The organism is Rothia mucilaginosa, from assembly GCF_019334805.1.
Lineage (GTDB): Bacteria > Actinomycetota > Actinomycetes > Actinomycetales > Micrococcaceae > Rothia > Rothia mucilaginosa_C.
Genome location: NZ_CP079822.1, coordinates 1128621 through 1149066, shown reverse-complemented (window position 1 = coordinate 1149066; position 20446 = coordinate 1128621). Strand labels below are relative to the sequence as shown.

Genomic DNA, 20446 nt, shown 5'->3' with positions numbered 1-20446 from the left:
AGGGGTAGAAGCTAGTGGGTCGACAGGTTCACTGTCAGCAGGTTGAATACCAGATACACCATGAGTAGGGCCACCGCCGCATCAAGTACACGCCAGGCCTCCGGGCGGGCAAAGAGCGGACGTAAAATTCGTGAGCCGTAGCCAATCATGAGGAACCACAGCACGCTACCGCAGCAGCATCCCAGGTAATACCACCAGCGGCCGGGATCGCCCTGCGTATTAGCCAGAGAACCGAGGAAAATCGTTGTGTCCAACCATGCCAGCGGGTTGAGGTAGGTGACCGCCGCCGTGGTCAGCAGGGCCGCCTTCAGCGACTGAGAATCACCATCCGCTTCATCAACCACGATGGAGTGCGGAGTAAACACGCGGCGGCCAGACTCAAAACCAAACCACGCCAAAAACGCCGCACCCACGTAGCGGAACACCTCAATAAACCACGGCGCCGCATCCAACAGGGCACCCAGACCCACAACGCCCAAACCAATCATCAGAGCATCCGACAGAATGCAGAAAATAATAATCGGGGTAATATGCCGACCCAAAATACCCTGACGCAGCACAAAAGTTCCCTGGGCGCCAATAGCCGCCACCAAAGAAATCGTGGTGGTAGCACCCAGAAACAGCAGGGAGAGGGATGCGGACATCGTGAAACTTTCTCTGTTGATCAAACGGGGTATGAACCCGCGTACGCAGTGGTGGGTAGCGGCTCTCTTACTACCAGCTTGCCAGGCAAAAGCTCGCGACGCAGGGATAAAGCCTGCGTTAGCTGAAGTGTGAAGTGCCAGAGACGAGAATACGGGAAAAAGGACCCTAAATCTATCTAAATATTTTCACACTGCGTAAGATATTCTTATGACACGTTTCAGTACCGACCAGCTCACCACCTTCGCCACCGTCATTGAATACGGCACCTTCGACGCGGCAGCAGATATCCTGCGAGTGAGCCCCTCCGCCATCTCCCAGCGCATCAAAGCCATGGAACAGATTGCCGGAAAAGTCCTGGTACGCCGAAGCAACCCCGTCACCCCCACCGACGCCGGACAAAGCGTACTGCGCATCGCCCGACAAAGCGAATTCCTGCAGCAAGAAATGGAACGCGAACTCATGGGCGCCGGCGGCTTCCAGAGCGTCTCCGTTGCCGTCAACGCCGACTCACTCGCTACCTGGTTCCTCGACGCCGTAGGAATCCTCAGCCGCGAAGACAGCATCTTCTGTGACCTGCGACGAGAAGGCGAATTCCACTCCTCCGCTATGCTCCGATCCGGAGAAGTCATGGCAGTCATCACCTCCAAACCCGAAAAAATCCCCGGCTGCTCCGTCGAAACCCTCGGTGTGGCACGCTACTGGTGCGTTGCCACCCCCGACTTCGTGCAGCGGTACCTGCCCGGCTGGCCCAAGACCATGAGTCGCGAAGAGCTCAATCGTGCCCCCGTTGTCGAATATGACCGTAAAGACTTTGTGCAGGATATAGCACGAGCCCTCATTGAAAAAGAGGTAGGTCTGGAGGCTGAAGAAACCTTCATCCAAAGCCCCACCATCTACATCCCCTCATCCCCGGACTATGCGCGTGCCGTCAGCTCCGGTATTGCCTGGGGCCTCATTCCTGAGGCGCAATGCGCCGAAGAACTCGAAAGTGGGCACCTCGTGAAGCTCGCCGCAACCCCCGTAGAATTCCCCCTCTACTGGCAGCGGTGGAACATCAACTCACCCGTTATGGAGACCGTAACCCGCCGCGTCCACGAAGCGGCACGAGGCGACCTGATCTACTAAAGGATCCCTTGGTTCATGAGGCTGAACTTAATCCAAAATAATAAAAATATAAGTCTGACTAGACTATATGTTTATATAAGAATATGAGAACCGGGTAATAAACTCTCTCAATACCCCACCACGCATACAGAGGCGGCCGCCCCACACGGGACGGCCGCCTCTCTATAAGCTCTAACGCCTAAGTCTTAACGTCTAAACTCTAACGCCAGCGAGTCATCATCAGCATGCTCACCATCATGGCGCCCACACCAACACTCACATTCCACATACCCAAATCAGGAATCGGGAACAGGCCCTGCGTAATGTAGAAAACAATAATCCACAGAATGCCCACCGCCAACAGCGAGAACATAATCACGCGGTACCACAACGGAGTCTGCTCCTTCAGCTGCGTGCCGCTCTCCATCTCACGAGCAATCTCACGCAGACGCAGCTCGCTCGCATCCTCCACCTCAGACTTAGCAGACTTCTGAGACTTCTTCTTGGACGATGCCTTAGCCGAGTTGGTCGACATACTTCCTCCGCTTATTGTTGTATGGGTAACCTAAAAATTATGTTCACACCTATCTTTGCAGACTTACGGGATGATTTCACCTTCTCTATGCGTTGAAAGATAAGGAACGCCACCCGGCGCCCAAGAACATACACAACCCAAAGGACAAAGGAGAACGCATGAGTCAAGGAACGGCACCCACCGCAGAGCGCCGGCCCCGCACCGTGCTGCACTGGATCATCCAGATTACAGGCGAACTCCTTATCACCATCGGCCTGCTGCTACTGCTCTTCGTCGCATGGCAGCTCTGGTGGACCAACATCGACGCCGACCGCACCCAATCCCAAGCCGTCAGCACCCTCGTCCAGGAATTCGACTCCAACCCCGCCGAACCCCTCCCCGACTGGGACCCCAACACCCCGCCCGCCGGTCTGAGCGAACCCGGCCACGGTGAAGTCTTCGGCGTCGTCTACATCCCCAAGTTCGGATCCGACTACCAGCGCCCCGCCACCCAGGGCACCAGCTCCGACGTGCTCGACTCCCTCGGACTCGGTCACTACGAAGGAAGCGCCATGCCCGGACAGGTCGGCAACTTCTCCCTCGCAGGCCACCGCCAAACCCGAGGTAAAGTCCTCAACGACATCGACCTGCTCACCGAAGGCGACCACATCTACGTGCGCACCAAAGACGGCTACTACACTTACACCGTCTACAGCCACGAAATCGTGCAACCCGACCAGGTAGAAGTCATCGAACCCGTCCCCGGACAGCCCGGCGTAGCACCCACCGAGCGCCTCCTGACGCTCACCACCTGCCACCCGCGCTACGGCGACACCGAACGATACATTGTCCACGCCCGCCTCGAATCCTGGCGGCCCGCAGCAGCCGGAGCGCCCGCAGAAATTGCCGCCTCCGTCGCAAAATCCTAAATCTGAGAGGAAAAGTAGATGTACGCATGGATTTTCCGTCACCTCCCCGGGCCCCTGTGGGTTCGCATCATCATCGCCATCGTGCTGATACTCGCCGTAGTCTACCTGCTCATGGAATTCGTCTTCCCCCACTTCGCAGAGTACGGCCCCTTCAACCTGAACGTCACCATCAACCATTAGCGCTAAGGACGTGCCATGACCCGCATCCTTGTCATCGACAACTACGACAGCTTCGTCTTCACCCTCGTCGGCTACATCCAGCAGCTCGGCGCTGAAACCACCGTCATCCGTAACGACGAATACGACCTCGACACCGTCATTAAGCTCGCCGAAGAACACGACGGCGTGCTCGTTTCCCCGGGCCCCGGCGCCCCCGCAGAAGCAGGCGTCATCATCGACACCATCCGCTGGGCAGCCGAAGCGAAGAAGCCTCTACTGGGCGTATGCCTCGGCCACCAGGCCATCGCGGAGGCATTCGGCGGCACCGTTACCCACGCCCCCGAACTCATGCACGGCAAGACCTCCCGCCTCGTGCACGAGAACGTCTCCGTCTTCAAGGACGTGCCCTGCCCCTTCACCGCGACCCGCTACCACTCCCTGGCAGTCGTACCCGAAACCATGCCCGAGGTCCTGGAAACCACCTCCACCACCGACAACGGCATCATTATGGGTCTGCGCCACCGCGAAGCCCCCATGCACGGCGTGCAGTTCCACCCCGAATCGGTCCTGACGGAAAGCGGATACCTCATGCTCGGCAACTGGCTCGAAGAAACCGGCCTGCAGGGAGCCGCAGAGCGCGCTAAGAGCCTCTCACCCCTCATGGCTTAGTAACCTTTAGCCTTAGACGCCCTCAACGGCTTATATCGCCTCCAGAAGCCCCGTAGCAGACACGCTATAGGGAAACTGGAGGCGATAACTCTACCCCCGCACACTTCCTAACCGGAACCCAGGTACACAAAACCTAGGTATACGAAACCTCAGGTACACAAAAAGGGGCGGCACCCCACACCATTTGGTGTGGAGCGCCGCCCCTTTTGCTAGCCGCTAGAACCCCTTAGCGGGCGTTAGCGTTATTAGCGTTGTTCGCATTGGCGTTCGCGTTAGTACCCTGAAGCGTACGGGTACCCGCAGTAGTGGACGCAGCCGGTGCCGGAGTAGCCGTAGCGGTAGAACGCTGCTGGTTATTCGCTGCCGCAGGCTGAGTAGCCGCAGTAGTCGGCTGGGTAGCGGTAGAACGCTGCTGGTTATTGGTCGCAGCAGAATTCTGATTACCAGTCGTTGCAGCAGAGTTCTGGTTACCGGTTGCTGCCGCAGGCTGAGTAGCCGCAGTAGTCGGCGCGGTCGTCTGAGTCGGAGTAGCAGCCACACGGATCGTCACAGTGCTGTTCTGAGCCACCAGAGTACCCGCTGCAGAGCTCTGCGAAAGCACAGTGCCCGCAGGACGCTCGTTAGTCTGAACGGTCTCAATGTTGGTGTTCAGCAGAACATCCTGAGCGGTCAGAGCAGCAATCGCCTGATCCTTGGTCAGACCCACCAGCGAGGGGACCTTCACCTTACCGGAGGACAGGACGATGTTCACGGTGCTACCAGCCTCAACGGTCTGAACGCCCTTATCATCGGTCGAGCCCTTCTCCGGGGAAAGCTCCACAACCATACCCGCAGGAACCGAAGCGCTCTCCACAGTGGAGACGCGGCCATCCACCAGACCAAGATCCTTCAGAGCGTTACGGACATACGCCTCACTCTGACCCTGCAGGTTATCCGGCAACTTGACCTTCTCCGGACCGCTAGAAACAGTCACGGTCACAGTCGAACCCTTATTAACCTTTGAACCGACACCCGGCTCGACGCTGATAACGTCACCCTTCTTGATGTTGTCCGAGTAGCCCTGACGGTACTCCACCACGAAGCCTCGGTTACGCAGCTGGTTATCGGCATCATCGCGGGAAACATTCACCACAGCCGGAACCTGAACCTGCGGAACCTCATTGAGCTTGTTCTGGTAGTACAGCACCGAGCCGACACTGAAAACCAGCAGAGCAGCAATCAGAGTACCCACGAGGAAACGAACCCACGCACGCTTACGCGGCGAAGACTCATCGTACTCCGCGTACTCCTCATCGTCGTACAGTTCCTCATCGTCTTCGTACTCGAAGAAGCCGTTGAGGCCGCCGTCCTCCACCGAAGCCTCAGTAATCGAGGTGGTGTACGGAGCGTAATCCTCACCCAAGGAAGCGGTAGTCGCCGAAGGTACAAACGCAGTAGTCATCGCTGCATCCTGAACTACGGTCTCTTCACCCGGGCGAACAACCGACACCAAAGCCTGAGCGAACTCAGCAGCACTCTGATAACGCTCATCCGGGTTCTTCGCCAGACCCTTCAGAATCACAGCATCCAGACCAGCAGGAACCTCAAGCGGGGTGAACTTGCTCGGAGGCTCAGGAGCGTCAGAGAGGTGCTTAGCCGCCAGGTCAACATTCGACTCAGCGTCAAACGGAGAACGACCAGCAATCATCTCGTAAATCACGCACGCAGCAGAGTACAGGTCACTACGGGCGTCAACATCCTTGCCGCTCACCTGCTCCGGGGACATGTAGCGTGCGCTACCCATCACCACGTTAGCCTTGGTCAGCGCCTCGCCAGCTTCCTCAATGGCACGGGAAATACCGAAATCCATGACCTTAATCTGGCCCGGCTGACCCTTAGCGATGTCCTCGCTGGTACGCTCCAGCACCATAATATTCGCCGGCTTAATGTCGCGGTGAATAATGCCCATCGAGTGGCTGTACTGCAAAGCGCCCAGAAGCTGCTCGGAGTAACCTAAAGCATCACGGACCGGCAGGTGGCCGCCACGAGACAGAATGGAACGCAGAGTATGACCCTCCACGTACTCCATCACAATATAAGGAATAGCGGTGCTATCTTCCGAAGAAGACTCCTCACCATCCTTCGAGGGGTTATATGAGCCGGTGTCATAGACAGCAACAATCGCAGGATTGTTCAGAGACGCAACAGCCTCCGCCTCACGCTTAAAGCGTGCGCGGAACGTAGCGTCCTGGGCCTGCTCCGGGCGCAGAATCTTAAGCGCAACCTTGCGGCCGAGGCGAGTATCCTCAGCAGCATAAACGGTTGCCATTGCACCGGTACCGATTACCTCGAGTACCTTGTAACGGTTATCAACCGTGTCGGGAACCGACAGGTCCATAAGTTCTCCTGGATTACTAAGACTAAAACTAAATCAAAATGTAGGGGCTAACGCGCCGACGCAGAAGCGGAAGCAGAAGCCGACGCAGACGGTGCAGCAGAAGCGCTCGCACTCGAACCCCTACCCGAACTGGAAGAGGCCACATACATGTCTACATTACTACCAACCGTGACCTTGGTGCCAGATGAGGGGGTAGTACGAAGCACCGTACCGGGGGCCGCAGTGTCCGAATTCTCATAATGCAGAGAAACATTCACACCCAGAGCGGCAACAGCCTTCGACGCCTCATCAACATTCTTACCCTCAAGGTTCGACGGCAAAGTCACCGACTTCGGACCGGTTGAATAGCGAACAGTCACGCTATTACCCTGCTCCAAAGTACCCGTCGGAGAAACCGAAATCACCGTGTTCTCCGGCTGAGTCGACTCAACACCCTCAGTCTTGGGGGACAGGCCAAGGTTCTTCAGCTCGTTCACCGCATCCTGCAGCTCGCGACCCTCGTAGTTAATCGCGTTGACGGTCACCTTCTGCTTAGCGGCACGGGCAGAAGCAGACTCAGTCGGCTCCACCGTAGAAACGGTACCCGTGTTCGTCGGAACAGCAGACGAAGAAGCGCTCGGAACCGGATCAGTCGAACCGCCACCATTATTGGAGGAAAGAACCGTCCAAATACCGCCAGCAATCAGCACGATTGCCAGAAGCAGAGCAACCCACATCCACACGTTCGGGCCACGCTTCGCTGCAGGAGCAGGAGTAGACTTCACGCGGCCCGAAGCCGGACGCATCGTCTGCGCACCCGTACGAGGAATAGGCGCCGTCGTCGGCTCCGGCGAGAAACGACCACCAGAACCAAAACGCGGAGTAGCAGAAGCACTAATCGGCTCAGCCGCAACATCCATAGCGGTCATCGCGACAGTACCGTCGTCAGCATTCTCCTCAGCCAAGAACTGCGCCAGCGGAGGAACAGCCTTCACCGCTGCCTTCAGATCGCGGCGACGAATCGCATCCACCGCAGAAGCCAGAGCGGTCGCATCCTTAGGACGCTGAGCCGGGTCCTTCGCCAACAAGCACATGATGAGCGCACGAGCAGGAGCCGGGATGGTCTCCGGAAGCGGCGGCGGCGGATCATTCACCTGAGCCAAAGCAATCGCAATCTGCGACTCACCCGTAAACGGACGACGACCCACCAAGCACTCATAACCAATAATGCCCAACGAGTACATATCCGAAGACGCGGTAGCCGCCTGACCGGTTGCCTGTTCCGGCGCCAAATACTGGGCAGTGCCCATCACCTGGCCGGTAGCCGTCAACGGCACCTGGTTAGCCAGACGAGCAATACCGAAATCGGTCACCTTCACACGGTCATCCGGAGTGATGATCAGGTTACCCGGCTTCACGTCACGATGCACCAGACCCTGCGAATGAGCCGCAGCCAACGCGCGAGCGGTCTGAGCAATGAAGTTCAGAATACGATCGGGCGGCAAGGTAGTCTCGTGCTCGATAATGCTCGAGAGCGGATTACCCGGCACCAGCTCCATGACCAGGTACGCGGAGTTGTCCTCCTCGCCGTAGTCGAAAACGTTCGCTACGCCGGGGTGGTTCAACAGCGCCGTATTACGGGCCTCAGCGCGGAAACGCTCCAAGAAGCCCGGGTCACCGGTGTACTCCTCCTTGAGGATCTTGACCGCAACGATGCGCCCAAGCACCTTGTCGCGAGCTTTCCACACCTCGCCCATACCGCCAATCGCGATACGTTCGGTTAGGGTGTAGCGCCCGCCCAAAGTGATATCAGCCGCAGGCCTCACTTGTTCAACACCGCCTCAAAGAGTTGCTTACTAGTACTGGTTGCCAACTGGGCACCGGTCGCCACGTCAATATCCTCATAAACCACAGCAATCGCAATCTGAGGATCATCAGCCGGCGCGAAACCGGTAAACCAAGAATTATTCAAACCTGCCGTGGTCTCCGCGGTACCGGTCTTACCCGCCACCTTCACACCGGAGACACCAGCATTACGTGCAATACCATTATCAACCGCATTCACCATCCACTGCTTCACCTGGTTAGCAATTTCAGGGCTAGTGGACGTACGCAGCTTCTCAGGAGAGAACTCCTGCAAAGTGCTCAGGTTGCTGGTCTTCACCGAACGAATCAGGTTCGGCTTCATCTGCACGCCGCCATTTGCAATCGCTGCAGAAGTCATCGCCACCTGCAGCGGAGTGGTCTTCACGTCGTACTGACCAATCGCCGACTGGGCCAGCTGGCTCTGCGTCAGATTCGACGGGAAAGACGACTTAGAAACCGTCAACGGAATCTTCAAATCCTGGCCGTAACCAAAATTCTCAGCGGTCTTCGCGATACGCTCCTGACCCAAATCCATCGCAATCTGCGCAAACGGCGTATTACAGGACTGAGCCAAAGCCCACTCAATCGTCACCTGAGTGCGGGTCGAACACTGACTGCCCGTATAGTTCGGCAGGCTGATGTTCGTGCCCGGCAGCGGCAACTGCGCGGGGTTCGCAATGACCGAAGATGCGTTGTACTTGCCGGACTCCAGCGCCGCCACCGCATCAATAATCTTGAAGGTCGAACCCGGCGAATAGGTGTTACCCGCAATCGCACGGTTAAACAGGGGGCTGTCCTCATCAGAAGTCAGAGCCTGGTAATTTGCCAACACCGAAGAGCTCGTATGAGACGACAGAAGATTCGGATCATAGGACGGCGAAGAAGCCATCGCCAGAATCTCACCAGTCTTCGGGTTCAACGCCACCACAGCACCCTTACGGCCCTGCAACGCGTTATAGGCAATATCCTGAAGCTTCGAATTAATCGTCAGCTCCACGCTAGCGCCCTGCGCAGAAGAACCACTGAACAGCTGCGCCACACGGTCGTAGAACTGGCTATCGCTCGTGCCGGCAAGCTCCTTATCCATAGCAGCTTCCAAACCGGTCGCGCCATAAATCGTGGAGAAATAACCGGTCAGAGCCGCATACTTAAGCGGGTGGTTATACACACGCTGGTAGTTGTACTCATCATCAGACTTCACCGACGAAGCAATCTCCGTACCATCAACCACAATCGAACCACGTGCCGAACCGTAATTGTCGTAGAGCGCTCGAGAATTCCACTGATTATTCATCAGCGTCTTCGAATCGAAGAACTGAATATAGCTGAGGGTACCCATCAGCAGGACAAACACGCACGCGGCAGACATCCACATGCGGCGAATAGCCCTATCCATTCTTCTCACCTCCAGAATCCTTAGCCGTAATACGCGCCAGAACGCTAGTAGCACCCTCCGGCTCGTAGCTAGTGTCCGCATGGTCAATACCCTGCGGAGCATCATAACCAGCCACCAGGTGAGGTGCGCGGGCACTATGAGAAATCGACAGCCACAGCGCCACAATAATCCAGTTAGCCACCAACGAGGAGCCACCGGCAGACATGAAAGGAGTCGTCAGACCAGTCAGCGGAATCAAGCGAGTCACGCCACCAATCACCACGAACAGCTGCAGAACCATGACCGTAGACAGGCCAGCAGCCAGCAGCTTACCGAAACCATCACGAGTACCCAACGCCGCACGGTAACCGCGCGAAACCAGGAGCATGAACATCATCAGGATCGCGCCCAGACCAACCAGGCCCAGCTCCTCACCCAACGAGGAAATAATCATGTCCGAGTTAGCGTACGGGACGAGGTTCGCGCGGCCCTGACCCCAACCGCGGCCAAAAAGACCGCCATAAGCCAGGCCGAAAACGCCCTGCAGAATCTGACCCGAACCGCCAGGAGACGCCTGGTAAATCTCCGGATCAAAAGCATGCACCCACGCATAAATACGGGCGTGCACGTGCGAGACATAGTGGTACGCGAAATAGCCACCCACAGCCATACCGATACCCGCAACCACCAGCCACGAAATACGACCGGTCGACAGGTACAGCATCGCCATGAACAGACCAAAGAACATGATTGCCGAACCAAGGTCCTTCTGGAACACCAGAACACCCAGGCTCACAATCCACGCCAAGAACACCGGCGCCAAATCACGCAGACGCGGCAGATTAATCGGACCAATACGGCGGCCAGCCACCAGAATCAGGTCACGGTGCGTCGCCAAATAGCCGGCGAAGAAAATCGCCAAAGTAATCTTCGCGACCTCACCCGGCTGGAACGTGCGGTTACCGATATGAATCCAAATACGAGCACCATTAAGCTCCATACCCAGACCCGGAACCAGCGGCATGATGAGCAGAATCATCGACAACACCAGCGAGGTGTACGTGACCTTACGTAGCAGACGGTAATCCCTGAGCACGAACACGATAATCGCGCACAGCACCATAGACACGCCGGTCCACATCAGCTGACCATCACCCACCGGCGCCGCAATCTGCGGGTCCAGACGATAAATCATGGTCAAACCAATACCGTTCAGCGCCACCACCAGCGGCAGAATAAACGGATCAGCATAACGTGCGCGGAACTGCATGACTAGGTGAATCAGAAGAGCACCGGCACCCAGCACCACCGTGCACGGCAACCACTGGCTCTTCGACGTATCAAAAGCATGCTCCGGATCAATCAGATACATGCCGAACGAGCTGATACCCACCGCCAAAACCAGCAGGAAAAGCTCCGTGAAACGGCGTGCACGAGGCGCATCCGACTCACGACGGAACGAGAACTTAGCCATTATTCTCACCGCCTACCGCAGCAGGAGCCTCCGAAGAAGCCTGCTCAGGAGCCGGGGATGCCGAATCAGAGCCCGGTGCTTCAGAGCTCGGAGCCTCACTGGGTGCCGCAGAGCTCGGGGAAGCGGAAGCGGAAGCCGAGGCAGACGCTGCAGCCTGCTCAGCCTTCTCACGCGTCTGATCCGCCTGAGTCTTCAAACGAGACACAATCTGATGCGCATCATCCAGGTCCTTCGCCGTAATCGCATTACGCAACAAAGAACGAGTATGATCGTTCAGCTCACTCGTAGAAATATCGGTATTCTCCACCACGTGAGAAAGACGAATCGGGCCCAAGGCATGCGGAATACCGTTGTACACCGCAACCGTGCCATCACTCTCACCCACGTAGTAGCTACGCTCCACATAGCGCAGACCGGTCCACGCACCCAGCGTCAAAACAGCCGCAACCAGCAGAGCAATGAACAGGCGAATCGACCAAGCCCGCGGACGCGAACGCTCCACAGTATCCTCAGCGATCAGCTCCTCCAACTCAGCCGGCAGAGCCGCCTCATCAGACTCAACCTTCAACGGCACACGCTGAGCCACCGTCGCGCGGTGCTCCAGGGTACGCGAAGTCACCGCCGGAATCATGCCGGTCTCAGTAGCCACCGAAGCGGCACCAACCAGCTGATGCGGGCGGGAACCCAACTCGCTACGCAAAATCGCAGCGTTCGTAAGAGCCGCATCCACGGCGTTATCGTACGTACCGATATGGTGACGCACCGCCCCAGAACCGCTATGCAACAGGGTTCCAGAGAAGTCACGAGCACGACGGAAACGGCGCAACGACCGACGACGAGACTCCTCAGAGTCCTCATCATGGTGCGCACCCAAAATAGCCTCAGCAGCCTCAGCCGTGGCAGCAACCTCGGGAAGCTTCTGAGTATTCGTGCTGACCTCCTGCTCCGCCACAATCGAATCAGGCAGAGCAGACTCAGGCAGGCTCGAAGGACCCACTGGCTCATCCACCGGCAGAACCTCACGGTCAATCACCTGCAGGGACACAACCGTCACGTTATCCGGAGCGCCACGCTCCAACGTCATCGCAATCAGAGTGTCAGCAATCTCAGACAGGTCATCGGTAGAACGCATCACCTGCTCAATCTCCGCCAGGGACACCACAGCATCCAAACCGTCCGAAGAGAGCACCCAGCGCTCGCCGGGAACAGCGTCCAGAGTCTTCAACTCCAGCTCGGGGGAGGCGTCAACATCACCCAGAACGCGCATAATCACGTTCTTATGCGGGTGGTTCTCCGCCTCCTGCGGGGTAATACGACCCTCATTGAGCAGACGCTGCACAAACGTATGGTCAGTAGAAATCTGCTCAAACTCACCATCAGCGCCCGGGCGCAGACGATACGCACGCGAGTCACCAATATGGGCGAACTCAATGCAATCACCATCAATCAGCAGGGCAGTACAGGTCGTACCCATACCCGCCAACTGCGGATCATTCGCCGCCAGCTCATTAATAATCAGATTCGCACTCTGAATCTCATCAGCCAGATAAACGCTACCGGTACCATCCTCAAAGTCAGGGTGGTCAAGCGGAGTCAGATTCAGAACCGTCGTAGCCGACGCGACATCGCCGCCCACGTGACCGCCCATGCCGTCAGCAACGACAGCAAGGAAACGACCACCGTAGCCGGAGTCATCATTTTTCGAGCGTTTCAGACCCGTATCAGAGCGGGCCTCAAAACGAAAAGCAATCTTCATACACTAGCCCCTCAACTGCATGGTGGTACCGCCAACGCGGAAATCATCACCGGGCTCAATCGGGGTCGCACGAGTCAGACGCTCGCCATTGACGAACGTACCATTAGTAGAATTCAAATCCTCCAGGAACCAACGGGAACCCTGAGGGAACAGACGCGCATGACGGCCCGAGGCGTAATCATCCTGCAGGGACACCTCAATGTCATTAGCGCGGCCAATAGTAATCGGGTGATCACCCAGCTGCATCATCGCGCCAGCCTGCGCACCCGCAGTAATCACAAGCTGCGAAGGGCGAGTCGGCGGAGGCGCAATATGGGTAGCCTCCGGAACAGCATCAACCGGCGCCGCACGATAGTTCTTACCCAAACCAAGGTCACGGCGAGCAGCCGAAACCACCAGGAAAACAAAGAACCAGATGAGCGCCAGAAAAGCGTAACGAAGGATAGTAACAGTCAGTTCGGACGCCATTAACGGGCACCTCCGGTCGAACTATGGAAAATGATGCGGGTATTACCCATGCGAAGCAGCGAACCGTTCGCCAGCACCACGGGCGCACGCAAAGGCACCCCATTAATCAGCGTGCCATTAGTAGAACCCATATCGGAGGCGACCACCGCACCACCCTGCATCGAAAGCTGCAGGTGACGGCGAGAAACGCCCTTATCATCCAGACGAAAATCAGCATCAGAACCGCGGCCCAACACAAACGGCAGACGATCCACCGGGTGCATGCGACCCTCAATCTCCAAGAAGAAACGGGGAGCACCCGCCGCAGGGGACGGTACCGGCATGTTCAGGCGAGGTGCCGGAGCCTGCTGAGGCGCAGGCTGAACGGGCGGAGCCGGCTGAGCTGCAGGCTTCGTAATGCGGGTCGGCAAAGAAGACTCACGCGGCGGACGCACCGGCGCATAGTTAGTAGCACCGCGCAGAGACGACGGGGACGCCGGAGCCTCCGGCACAGAGAACGGCTCGAAGGTCGCAACAACCTCAAACTCGCCCTCAGAGAGAGAATCAAGAACGTTGAACGTCACGCGAACCGCACCGATCAGGGTGTAACCCTGCGCGCGGGCGTGTGAAATCGCCAAATCGCACAGCTCAACAGCGAACGGGTTGCCCCACTCGCGCACGCGAGGGAAATCAACCGGTGCAAAACGGAGAGTATAGACATTAGGAGCCATAGTGCGGCCACTGCCGTCCACATAGGACTCGTCATCCATCATGATGCGGACGCGGTTAGCGACATCCGCCTTCGCAAAGGTGCCGAAGCCCTTGGAAAGGCCGACAGTGCGACCGATGCCTTGCTCCAGCTTGCCCAGCTTGTCGAAAAACTTCATGCCGCCTCCTTCTCAACGACCATTCCGAGCAACAGACCGCGCAAACGGTCTTTATCCGAAAGGCTCAGTTTAACGAGCGTGTCTGTGCGTTTGCTGTGTGCCCTGTGAATGAACACACCCGATTCTATTTTAGGTGATGCACTCGCCATCGCTCTGGAACCCCGTCATTTAGCGGGGAATTGGTTATGGATATGAAAAAATCCCCGGTTCTTTCGAACCGGGGATCGTTGGTGCGCGAGGGGGGAGTTGAACCCCCACGCCCTCACGGGCACACGGACCTGAACCGTGCGCGTCTGCCTATTCCGCCACTCGCGCATGTGTCTTACGGTGTATCACCGCAGGCAACACATAAAACTATACGGACTGCATGCGGTGCTGTCCAATTGAGAGAGTGTGACCTTCGTTACTTGCCTTGCTGTTTGCTTTGTTACTTGGAGGTGGTGGAGGGATCAGAAAGAGCCTCCGAGACACTATGAGGCGCTATCGGACACTCCACCGGAAGCCGCCGCACCGGATGCAGTCGCACTGGATGCAGTCGCACTGGAAGCAGTCGCGGAACCCCGCACCATACGCTCGTGTTCAGCACGTTCCCGGTCAATACGTTCCAAACGCGCACGCAACAACCACGTCACCGGACCCACATACGGTAGGCACAACACCAGCAGAAGCCACTTCAACTTCTGCACCTCAGAAAAATACGGATTCCGATGAATGGTCACCAAGCACAGTAGCGCCAGCGCAATACCAGCCAGAAAAACGACCGTGACCACCAGCTCCAGTACAGCATTCCAATTCATGAGCCCTCCTAATATCCTTCCTAAGCATACAGACCCCACAAGAACATACAGGCTGCAGGAACCCCCTCACAGACGCCCCCGGCACATAAAAGGGCCCGCCCCACACACAGCAGGACGGACCCCTCCACAAAAGCCTATACAAGGCTTAGAAACTAGCGGCTAACCTTCTTAGCTTTCTTTGCAGCACGACGCTCAGCAGCCTTCGCATCATACTCAGCCCAGAACTCACGGGTGGTCACCGCATCGGTACCATCCCACGCCGCAAGATTCTTCAACTCAGGCATATCCGAAGCCTTGAAAATCGGCTCCAAACCAGCCTTACGCTGAGCCTCATAGTTCTTCAACACCGCAACAACCTGCGGAGTCATCAACAGAACCGCCGTCAAGTTCACAATCACCATGCCGGCATTCAACATATCCGCGGTAGTCCACACCAGATCCAGCGAAGAAATCGCGCCGAAGAACACGAACACCAGAACCAGCGCACGGAAAATAGTCATCGGCAGCTTATGCTCAGTCACGAAACGCATATTCGACTCGCCGTAGTAGTAGTTACCAATCACAGTCGAGAACGCAAACATGAAAATAGCGATAGTCAGGAAGTGAACCGCCCAGTCACCCAGCTGCATAGCCAGCGCCGACTGAGTCAGCGACGCACCGCGCGAACGATCACCATAGGTCGGATTCGACAGCAGAACAATAAACGCGGTCACAGTACACGCCATCATCGTGTCAAAGTAAACACCCAGAGTCTGCACGTAACCCTGCTTAGCCGGGTGAGAAATAGTAGCGGTCGCACCAGCGTTCGGAGCAGTACCCATACCCGCCTCGTTAGTCAGCAGGCCACGCTTCATACCCCAAATCACGGCGCCCATCGCGCCACCGGTCACAAACTCCTTAATACCGAAAGCACCCTGGAAAATCATCAGCAGCATATTCGGAACCTCAGAGATGTTCAGCAGAACAACCAGCAGGCCCAGCAGCAGATACAGCACCGCCATAATCGGTACCAGCCACTCAGTCACCGAAGAAATCGCGCGAATACCACCGAAAATAATAGCCGCAGTCAGCGCCACCATAATCAGACCAATAGTGATGCGGAAGCCCATCGAGTTAGTACCCGAAACATCAATGTTGAACGAGTTCGCCGCAGCATCCACCACAGCATTCGTCTGAACCGCCACAAACACAAACGCATAAGTGACCACAATGAACGCCACGAAGATGTAACCCATCCACGGAGCATTCAGACCGCGCTTCATGTAGTACGCCGGACCACCAATGTAAGAATCCTTACCGCGCTCCTTGTACAGCTGACCCAGAAGGGACTCCGCGAAAGCAGAAGCTGCACCAACAGCAGCAATAACCCACATCCAGAACACAGCACCCGGGCCGCCCATAGCAATAGCCAAAGCAACACCCGCAACAGTACCGGTACCCACACGAGAAGCAGCCGAAACAGTAAACGCACGGAACGAAGAAATACTCTTCTTACCGTCAGCCTCACGAGCAACCGGGTCACCCAGGACGCGGATCATTTCCTTAATGGAACGCCACTGCACACCGCGAGTGCGGATCGTAATGTACAGACCAGCCGCAATCAGAGCGTAGTAGAGGAAATTACTCCACATCCAGTTCTGCACGGCATCCACGGAGGAAGTCAGTTCCGCAGTCTGCGTATTAATGTCCCCGATGATATTCAGAAGAAAATCCACTCGGCACTCCAATCTTGAAAGCAAAAAGCCCGCACGCTCAAATCCGAAAGACGGACAACGTGTGGGCTACATTGCTGGGTGGCGCGGACTCAAAGCCGCGTAACGGAGGGGTATATGCTCCGTATAATTAGTCACCCCATTGTGTCGGGAGCAACCCCCGCTAGGCAACTTAAAAAGGAGTGCAATCCAAAATGTAACGAATATTTAATATACGAGCAGAGTAAATATAGACTCCCGTACGGGGTCCACCAACACTAGCGGGGCGGGCGCGAAAAGCCCGGCGCAAGGCATAAAACCTCGCACCGGGCTTAGCAAATAAACGGGGGTTCGCAAATAAACGAGGGTTCTGGCCGGGGCTATGAACGCTCAGGCTTCACAAACGGGAACGACAAAACCCCACGAATCTGCGTCTGAGCCAACAGCATCACCAAACGGTCCACACCCAGACCCAAACCACCCGTCGGCGGCATACCCGTCTCCAAGGCGTACAGGAAATCCTCATCCACCTCCATCGCCTCCAGATCACCCGAAGCCGCCTTCAACGACTGCTCCGTCAGACGCTCACGCTGCACCAGCGGATCCGCCAACTCGGAATACGCACAGCCCATCTCCATGCCGTTAATCACCAAATCCCAACGCTCCGCCAAACCCGGAACACTACGATGCGGCGCCGCAAGCGGACTCGTCTCCGCAGAGAAATCCGTATAGAACGTCGGCTCCACCGTATGCGCCTCAACCAGCTCACCATACAGCTCCTCAACGATGGCGCCCGGACCCATACCCTCATGAACACGCACACCGTGCTGCTGCGCCAGAACCAGCAGCTCCTCAAAATCCGTCTGCACATCCACGCGGCGACCCAGCGCCTCCGACAGGGCATCACACACCGACACCACACGCCACGGACCCGACACATCAGATACCGTGCGCTCACTCGACGCCTTATGACCCAGCGGCAAAGACACCGAACCAAACACCGCCTGCGCAGCATCCTTAATCAGACGCTCCGTCAACTCTCGCATCTGCACATAATCCGCATACGGACGATACGCCTCAAGCACCGTAAACTCCGGATTATGGGTCGCATCAGCACCCTCATTACGGAAATCACGACCCAGCTCATACACCGGACCGCTACCACCCACCACCAGACGCTTCAGGTACAGCTCCGGCGCAATACGCAGCGTCAAATCCTCACCATAGGCGTTGATATACGTGCGGAACGGACGCGCGCTCGCGCCACCATGCACCGTATGCAGAATCGGGGTCTCCACCTCAAGGAAACCCTCCGCATCCAGTCGGGCACGCAACGCCTTAATCACCGCGGTGCGCAAACGCAGATTCCGCATCTGATCCGGATGCACCAACAGGTCCGTGGAACGGCGACGCAGACGCGCCTCCGGGTCGGTAAAGGAGTCGAAGGGGATGGGGTGCAGACTCTTCGACGCCATGGACCAGGTGGATGCAATCAGCGATGGGGTGCCATTGCGGCTCGCCCCGTAGCTACCCTGCACGGTGATGATATCGCCAGTATCCAGGTTGCGGGAGGCGAGGTTCAGCAGGCGTTCACCCACCAGGTTGCGCTCCATGACGACCTGCAGGGTTATGCCACCTTCAATAAGGGTCACAAAAAGGACCCCACCGTGGTTGCGAAGCGCGCGAATACGGCCCGAAACTATAAATTCCGAATCTGGAATATTTGCGGAAGAGAATATACGCAGAGCATCCTTGATACCCAGCACAGAGGCGCCATTACTGCCCTTCTCACCACCCAGCGGATACGGCTCCATACCCGCCGCACGCAGCGCCTCCAGATGGCGCAGACGATGCTGAGTCTGATCGCTACGCGACACCTCAGGAAGCTCATCCACGGCAGCAAGCTGCATCTGCTGAAGAGCCTCCAACTCATCAGCAGAAAGACGCTGCTCCTGATCCTGCAAACGGCGCGCCGACAGGTTCGGCAAGAAACCCTCCGCCATACCCGCAGCAAACACAACATTCGCCATCGCCAACGTCGGCTCCGTCGCCAAAAAACGAGGAACCCACAGTGGGGCAAACTTCAGATTGAAACGGTACAGACGGCGCAATTGCAGAAAACGATCCAGCACACCCAAAGAGCGGGAAGCAAAACGGTTCCACGCCGACGCACCCACCTGATCAGCAGCCTCAAAAATATGGCCGAACATCGCAAAATTCAGCGACACCCGACGCACACCCAAAGACGCCGCCTGCTCCATCAGCGACGCCACCATAAACTCCACCACACCATTAGGCGCATCGGGGGAGCGGCGCATAACATCCAACGACAGGCCGGTAGGACCCCACGGGACGAACGACAGCAGAGCCACCATCCGGCCTGACTCATCATGAGTCGAAACCAGCAGCGAGGAAGAATCCGCCGGATCATTCACACGATTCAGAGCCATCGAAAAACCGCGCTCCACACGCCCATGACGCCACGCAGAAATATTCTCCGCAACCTGCTGGCGCTGCTGCTCATCCAGCTCTGAAAAACGGCGCATCTGCACCGTGTACCCGCCGCGGCGCACACGCTGAACCGCCTGACGCACCGGCAGCATCGACGTGTCATTGAGCGTGAAACGGTCCGCCTCAAGAACCGCCTCCTCACCCATCTGAATAATCGACAAGCCCGCACGGTTATAGGCGCGAGCACCCGCCTCACTCACGCTCAGAGCCGCAGGAACCCAACCGTAACTACGCGCCTGCAGCATCCACTGCTCAATCGCGGCATCCCACGAATCAGGGTCACCCACCGGGTCGCTCGACGCCAAACACACCGAACCCACCGAGCGGTACGTAATCGCCGCCCTCTGATCGGGAGAGAAAATAACCTGCTTATCGCGGCGCGTCGCAAAATAGGAGAGCGAATCATTGGCACCGTACTGCTGCAGCAGGGCGCGAATCTTCAGCTCCTTCTCACCGGTCCACGCATCCGGGGCACGGTAACCGCGCGCCAACAGGTACAGCGCCGCAACCAGCGAGGCACCGTAACCAAACGAAGCCAAGAAAGCCACCACATCAGCAGCCCAAACACCAGGATGCGTACGCTCAATACCCATGCCGTGCATGAGTAGCTCCCACGGGGTGATGAAACGCAACGGCTCCCACACACCAATGTGGCAGAGGTACCAGAGCACCAGGGTAGTCAGCAGGATACCGCCAACAGCCGTCAATGCCGCACCCACCCACGAGAGGCGACCAATGCGTGCCGGGAACGCCGAACGAATCGAGAAAAGGAACGGCACCAGCACACACGCAAACACGATGGAGAGAGTATCGACCGTCGAGGAGAAAATACGGTCCTTCGGCATGATTCCCGCCGGGAACGCCAGCGTGAAAGCGCTATGGGTCGCGATCAGCGCGCCGAGCACCTGAAAAACAATCGCCGCAATGAGGGCAGCGCGCTTGCGCACAATCAGCCCGGACACCATCACAATCATCGTGATGGCGCTGGGCAGAGTATGCGTGGAGGGAATATTCAGCAGGTCCGCAATGACTTCCCACCAGGTGAAGCCACGGCCGTGCCGCAGAGGAGAGATAATCCACGCGAACGTGGTCAGAAGCGCGGCAAAAGAATACACCCCGATGACCACGCGTGCTGATGTCTCTGCATACCTAGAGGGAGGCGCAGACGCCTGCCCTGCTCGTGCTGTACGGCGACGTGAGGTAGTGCGGTGAGACATCATTATTAGCGAGGAATCGGGGTGTAGAGAAGGTATTGGACCTAAAGAA

The 20446-nt window shown here is 57.2% G+C and carries 16 protein-coding genes and 1 tRNA gene; 4 read left to right on the top strand and 13 right to left on the bottom strand.

Annotated elements, in window-relative coordinates:
• Positions 1 to 11 precede the first annotated feature (11 nt).
• Positions 12 to 644 (bottom strand): LysE/ArgO family amino acid transporter, encoded by a 633-nt coding sequence (locus LPB405_RS04445; protein WP_219100282.1) that lies wholly within the window; start codon positions 642 to 644, stop codon positions 12 to 14.
• Between the two features lie 208 nt (positions 645 to 852).
• Here LPB405_RS04445 and LPB405_RS04440 point away from each other — a divergent pair, with 208 nt between their 5' ends.
• The gene (locus LPB405_RS04440) at positions 853 to 1770 is read left to right on the top strand and encodes a LysR family transcriptional regulator ArgP (RefSeq protein WP_219100280.1); all 918 of its coding nucleotides are present in this window, start codon (positions 853 to 855) and stop codon (positions 1768 to 1770) included.
• Between the two features lie 199 nt (positions 1771 to 1969).
• Here the strand turns inward: LPB405_RS04440 and LPB405_RS04435 are convergent, their stop codons facing one another.
• Positions 1970 to 2284: a cell division protein CrgA gene (locus tag LPB405_RS04435; protein WP_005507388.1), complete on the bottom strand. Its 315-nt coding sequence runs from the start codon at positions 2282 to 2284 to the stop codon at positions 1970 to 1972.
• A 158-nt stretch (positions 2285 to 2442) separates the two neighbouring features.
• Between LPB405_RS04435 and LPB405_RS04430 the strand changes: the two genes are divergently transcribed.
• From LPB405_RS04430 to LPB405_RS04420, 3 genes are read left to right on the top strand one after another with little or no spacing between them, the layout of a single operon-like run.
• The gene (locus LPB405_RS04430) at positions 2443 to 3192 is read left to right on the top strand and encodes a class E sortase (RefSeq protein ID WP_219100278.1); all 750 of its coding nucleotides are present in this window, start codon (positions 2443 to 2445) and stop codon (positions 3190 to 3192) included.
• An 18-nt stretch (positions 3193 to 3210) separates the two neighbouring features.
• Positions 3211 to 3372 (top strand): hypothetical protein, encoded by a 162-nt coding sequence (locus LPB405_RS04425; RefSeq protein ID WP_005507386.1) that lies wholly within the window; start codon positions 3211 to 3213, stop codon positions 3370 to 3372.
• 15 nt (positions 3373 to 3387) lie between these two features.
• Positions 3388 to 4020 (top strand): aminodeoxychorismate/anthranilate synthase component II, encoded by a 633-nt coding sequence (locus tag LPB405_RS04420; RefSeq protein WP_219100276.1) that lies wholly within the window; start codon positions 3388 to 3390, stop codon positions 4018 to 4020.
• A 226-nt stretch (positions 4021 to 4246) separates the two neighbouring features.
• Here LPB405_RS04420 and pknB read toward each other — a convergent pair whose 3' ends face one another.
• The 11 genes from pknB to lysX all read right to left on the bottom strand — a co-directional run bounded on the left by pknB (position 4247) and on the right by lysX (position 20400).
• On the bottom strand, positions 4247 to 6397 hold the full coding sequence (gene pknB / locus LPB405_RS04415; protein ID WP_219100274.1) for a Stk1 family PASTA domain-containing Ser/Thr kinase: 2151 nt from the start codon (positions 6395 to 6397) through the stop codon (positions 4247 to 4249).
• Between the two features lie 47 nt (positions 6398 to 6444).
• On the bottom strand, positions 6445 to 8202 hold the full coding sequence (locus tag LPB405_RS04410; RefSeq protein WP_049350264.1) for a protein kinase domain-containing protein: 1758 nt from the start codon (positions 8200 to 8202) through the stop codon (positions 6445 to 6447).
• Complete coding sequence (locus LPB405_RS04405; protein WP_219102021.1) at positions 8199 to 9638, bottom strand: peptidoglycan D,D-transpeptidase FtsI family protein; 1440 nt, start codon at positions 9636 to 9638, stop codon at positions 8199 to 8201. Before LPB405_RS04405 ends, LPB405_RS04410 begins: the two co-directional genes overlap by 4 nt.
• Positions 9631 to 11091, bottom strand: a complete 1461-nt coding sequence (locus LPB405_RS04400; protein ID WP_005507381.1) for an FtsW/RodA/SpoVE family cell cycle protein — start codon at positions 11089 to 11091, stop codon at positions 9631 to 9633. The genes LPB405_RS04405 and LPB405_RS04400 overlap by 8 nt, the downstream gene beginning before the upstream one ends.
• On the bottom strand, positions 11084 to 12847 hold the full coding sequence (locus tag LPB405_RS04395; RefSeq protein ID WP_219102020.1) for a PP2C family protein-serine/threonine phosphatase: 1764 nt from the start codon (positions 12845 to 12847) through the stop codon (positions 11084 to 11086). The genes LPB405_RS04400 and LPB405_RS04395 overlap by 8 nt, the downstream gene beginning before the upstream one ends.
• Positions 12848 to 12850: 3 nt before the next feature.
• A complete protein-coding gene (locus LPB405_RS04390; protein WP_005507379.1) occupies positions 12851 to 13315 on the bottom strand; it encodes an FHA domain-containing protein FhaB/FipA in 465 nt (154 codons plus the stop codon).
• Entirely contained in the window at positions 13315 to 14181 is an 867-nt protein-coding gene (locus LPB405_RS04385) for an FhaA domain-containing protein (RefSeq protein ID WP_219102019.1), read from the bottom strand. Before LPB405_RS04385 ends, LPB405_RS04390 begins: the two co-directional genes overlap by 1 nt.
• Positions 14182 to 14409: 228 nt before the next feature.
• Positions 14410 to 14496 (bottom strand) — tRNA-Leu (locus LPB405_RS04380).
• A 155-nt stretch (positions 14497 to 14651) separates the two neighbouring features.
• Positions 14652 to 14978, bottom strand: a complete 327-nt coding sequence (locus tag LPB405_RS04375) for a PLDc N-terminal domain-containing protein (RefSeq protein ID WP_257604983.1) — start codon at positions 14976 to 14978, stop codon at positions 14652 to 14654.
• A gap of 152 nt (positions 14979 to 15130) precedes the next feature.
• Positions 15131 to 16693 carry an alanine/glycine:cation symporter family protein gene (locus LPB405_RS04370; RefSeq protein ID WP_219102018.1) on the bottom strand — a complete coding sequence of 521 codons (1563 nt, stop codon included), beginning with the start codon at positions 16691 to 16693 and terminating at the stop codon, positions 15131 to 15133.
• A gap of 356 nt (positions 16694 to 17049) precedes the next feature.
• Positions 17050 to 20400: a bifunctional lysylphosphatidylglycerol synthetase/lysine--tRNA ligase LysX gene (lysX, locus tag LPB405_RS04365; protein WP_219102017.1), complete on the bottom strand. Its 3351-nt coding sequence runs from the start codon at positions 20398 to 20400 to the stop codon at positions 17050 to 17052.
• Positions 20401 to 20446: the final 46 nt, after the last annotated feature.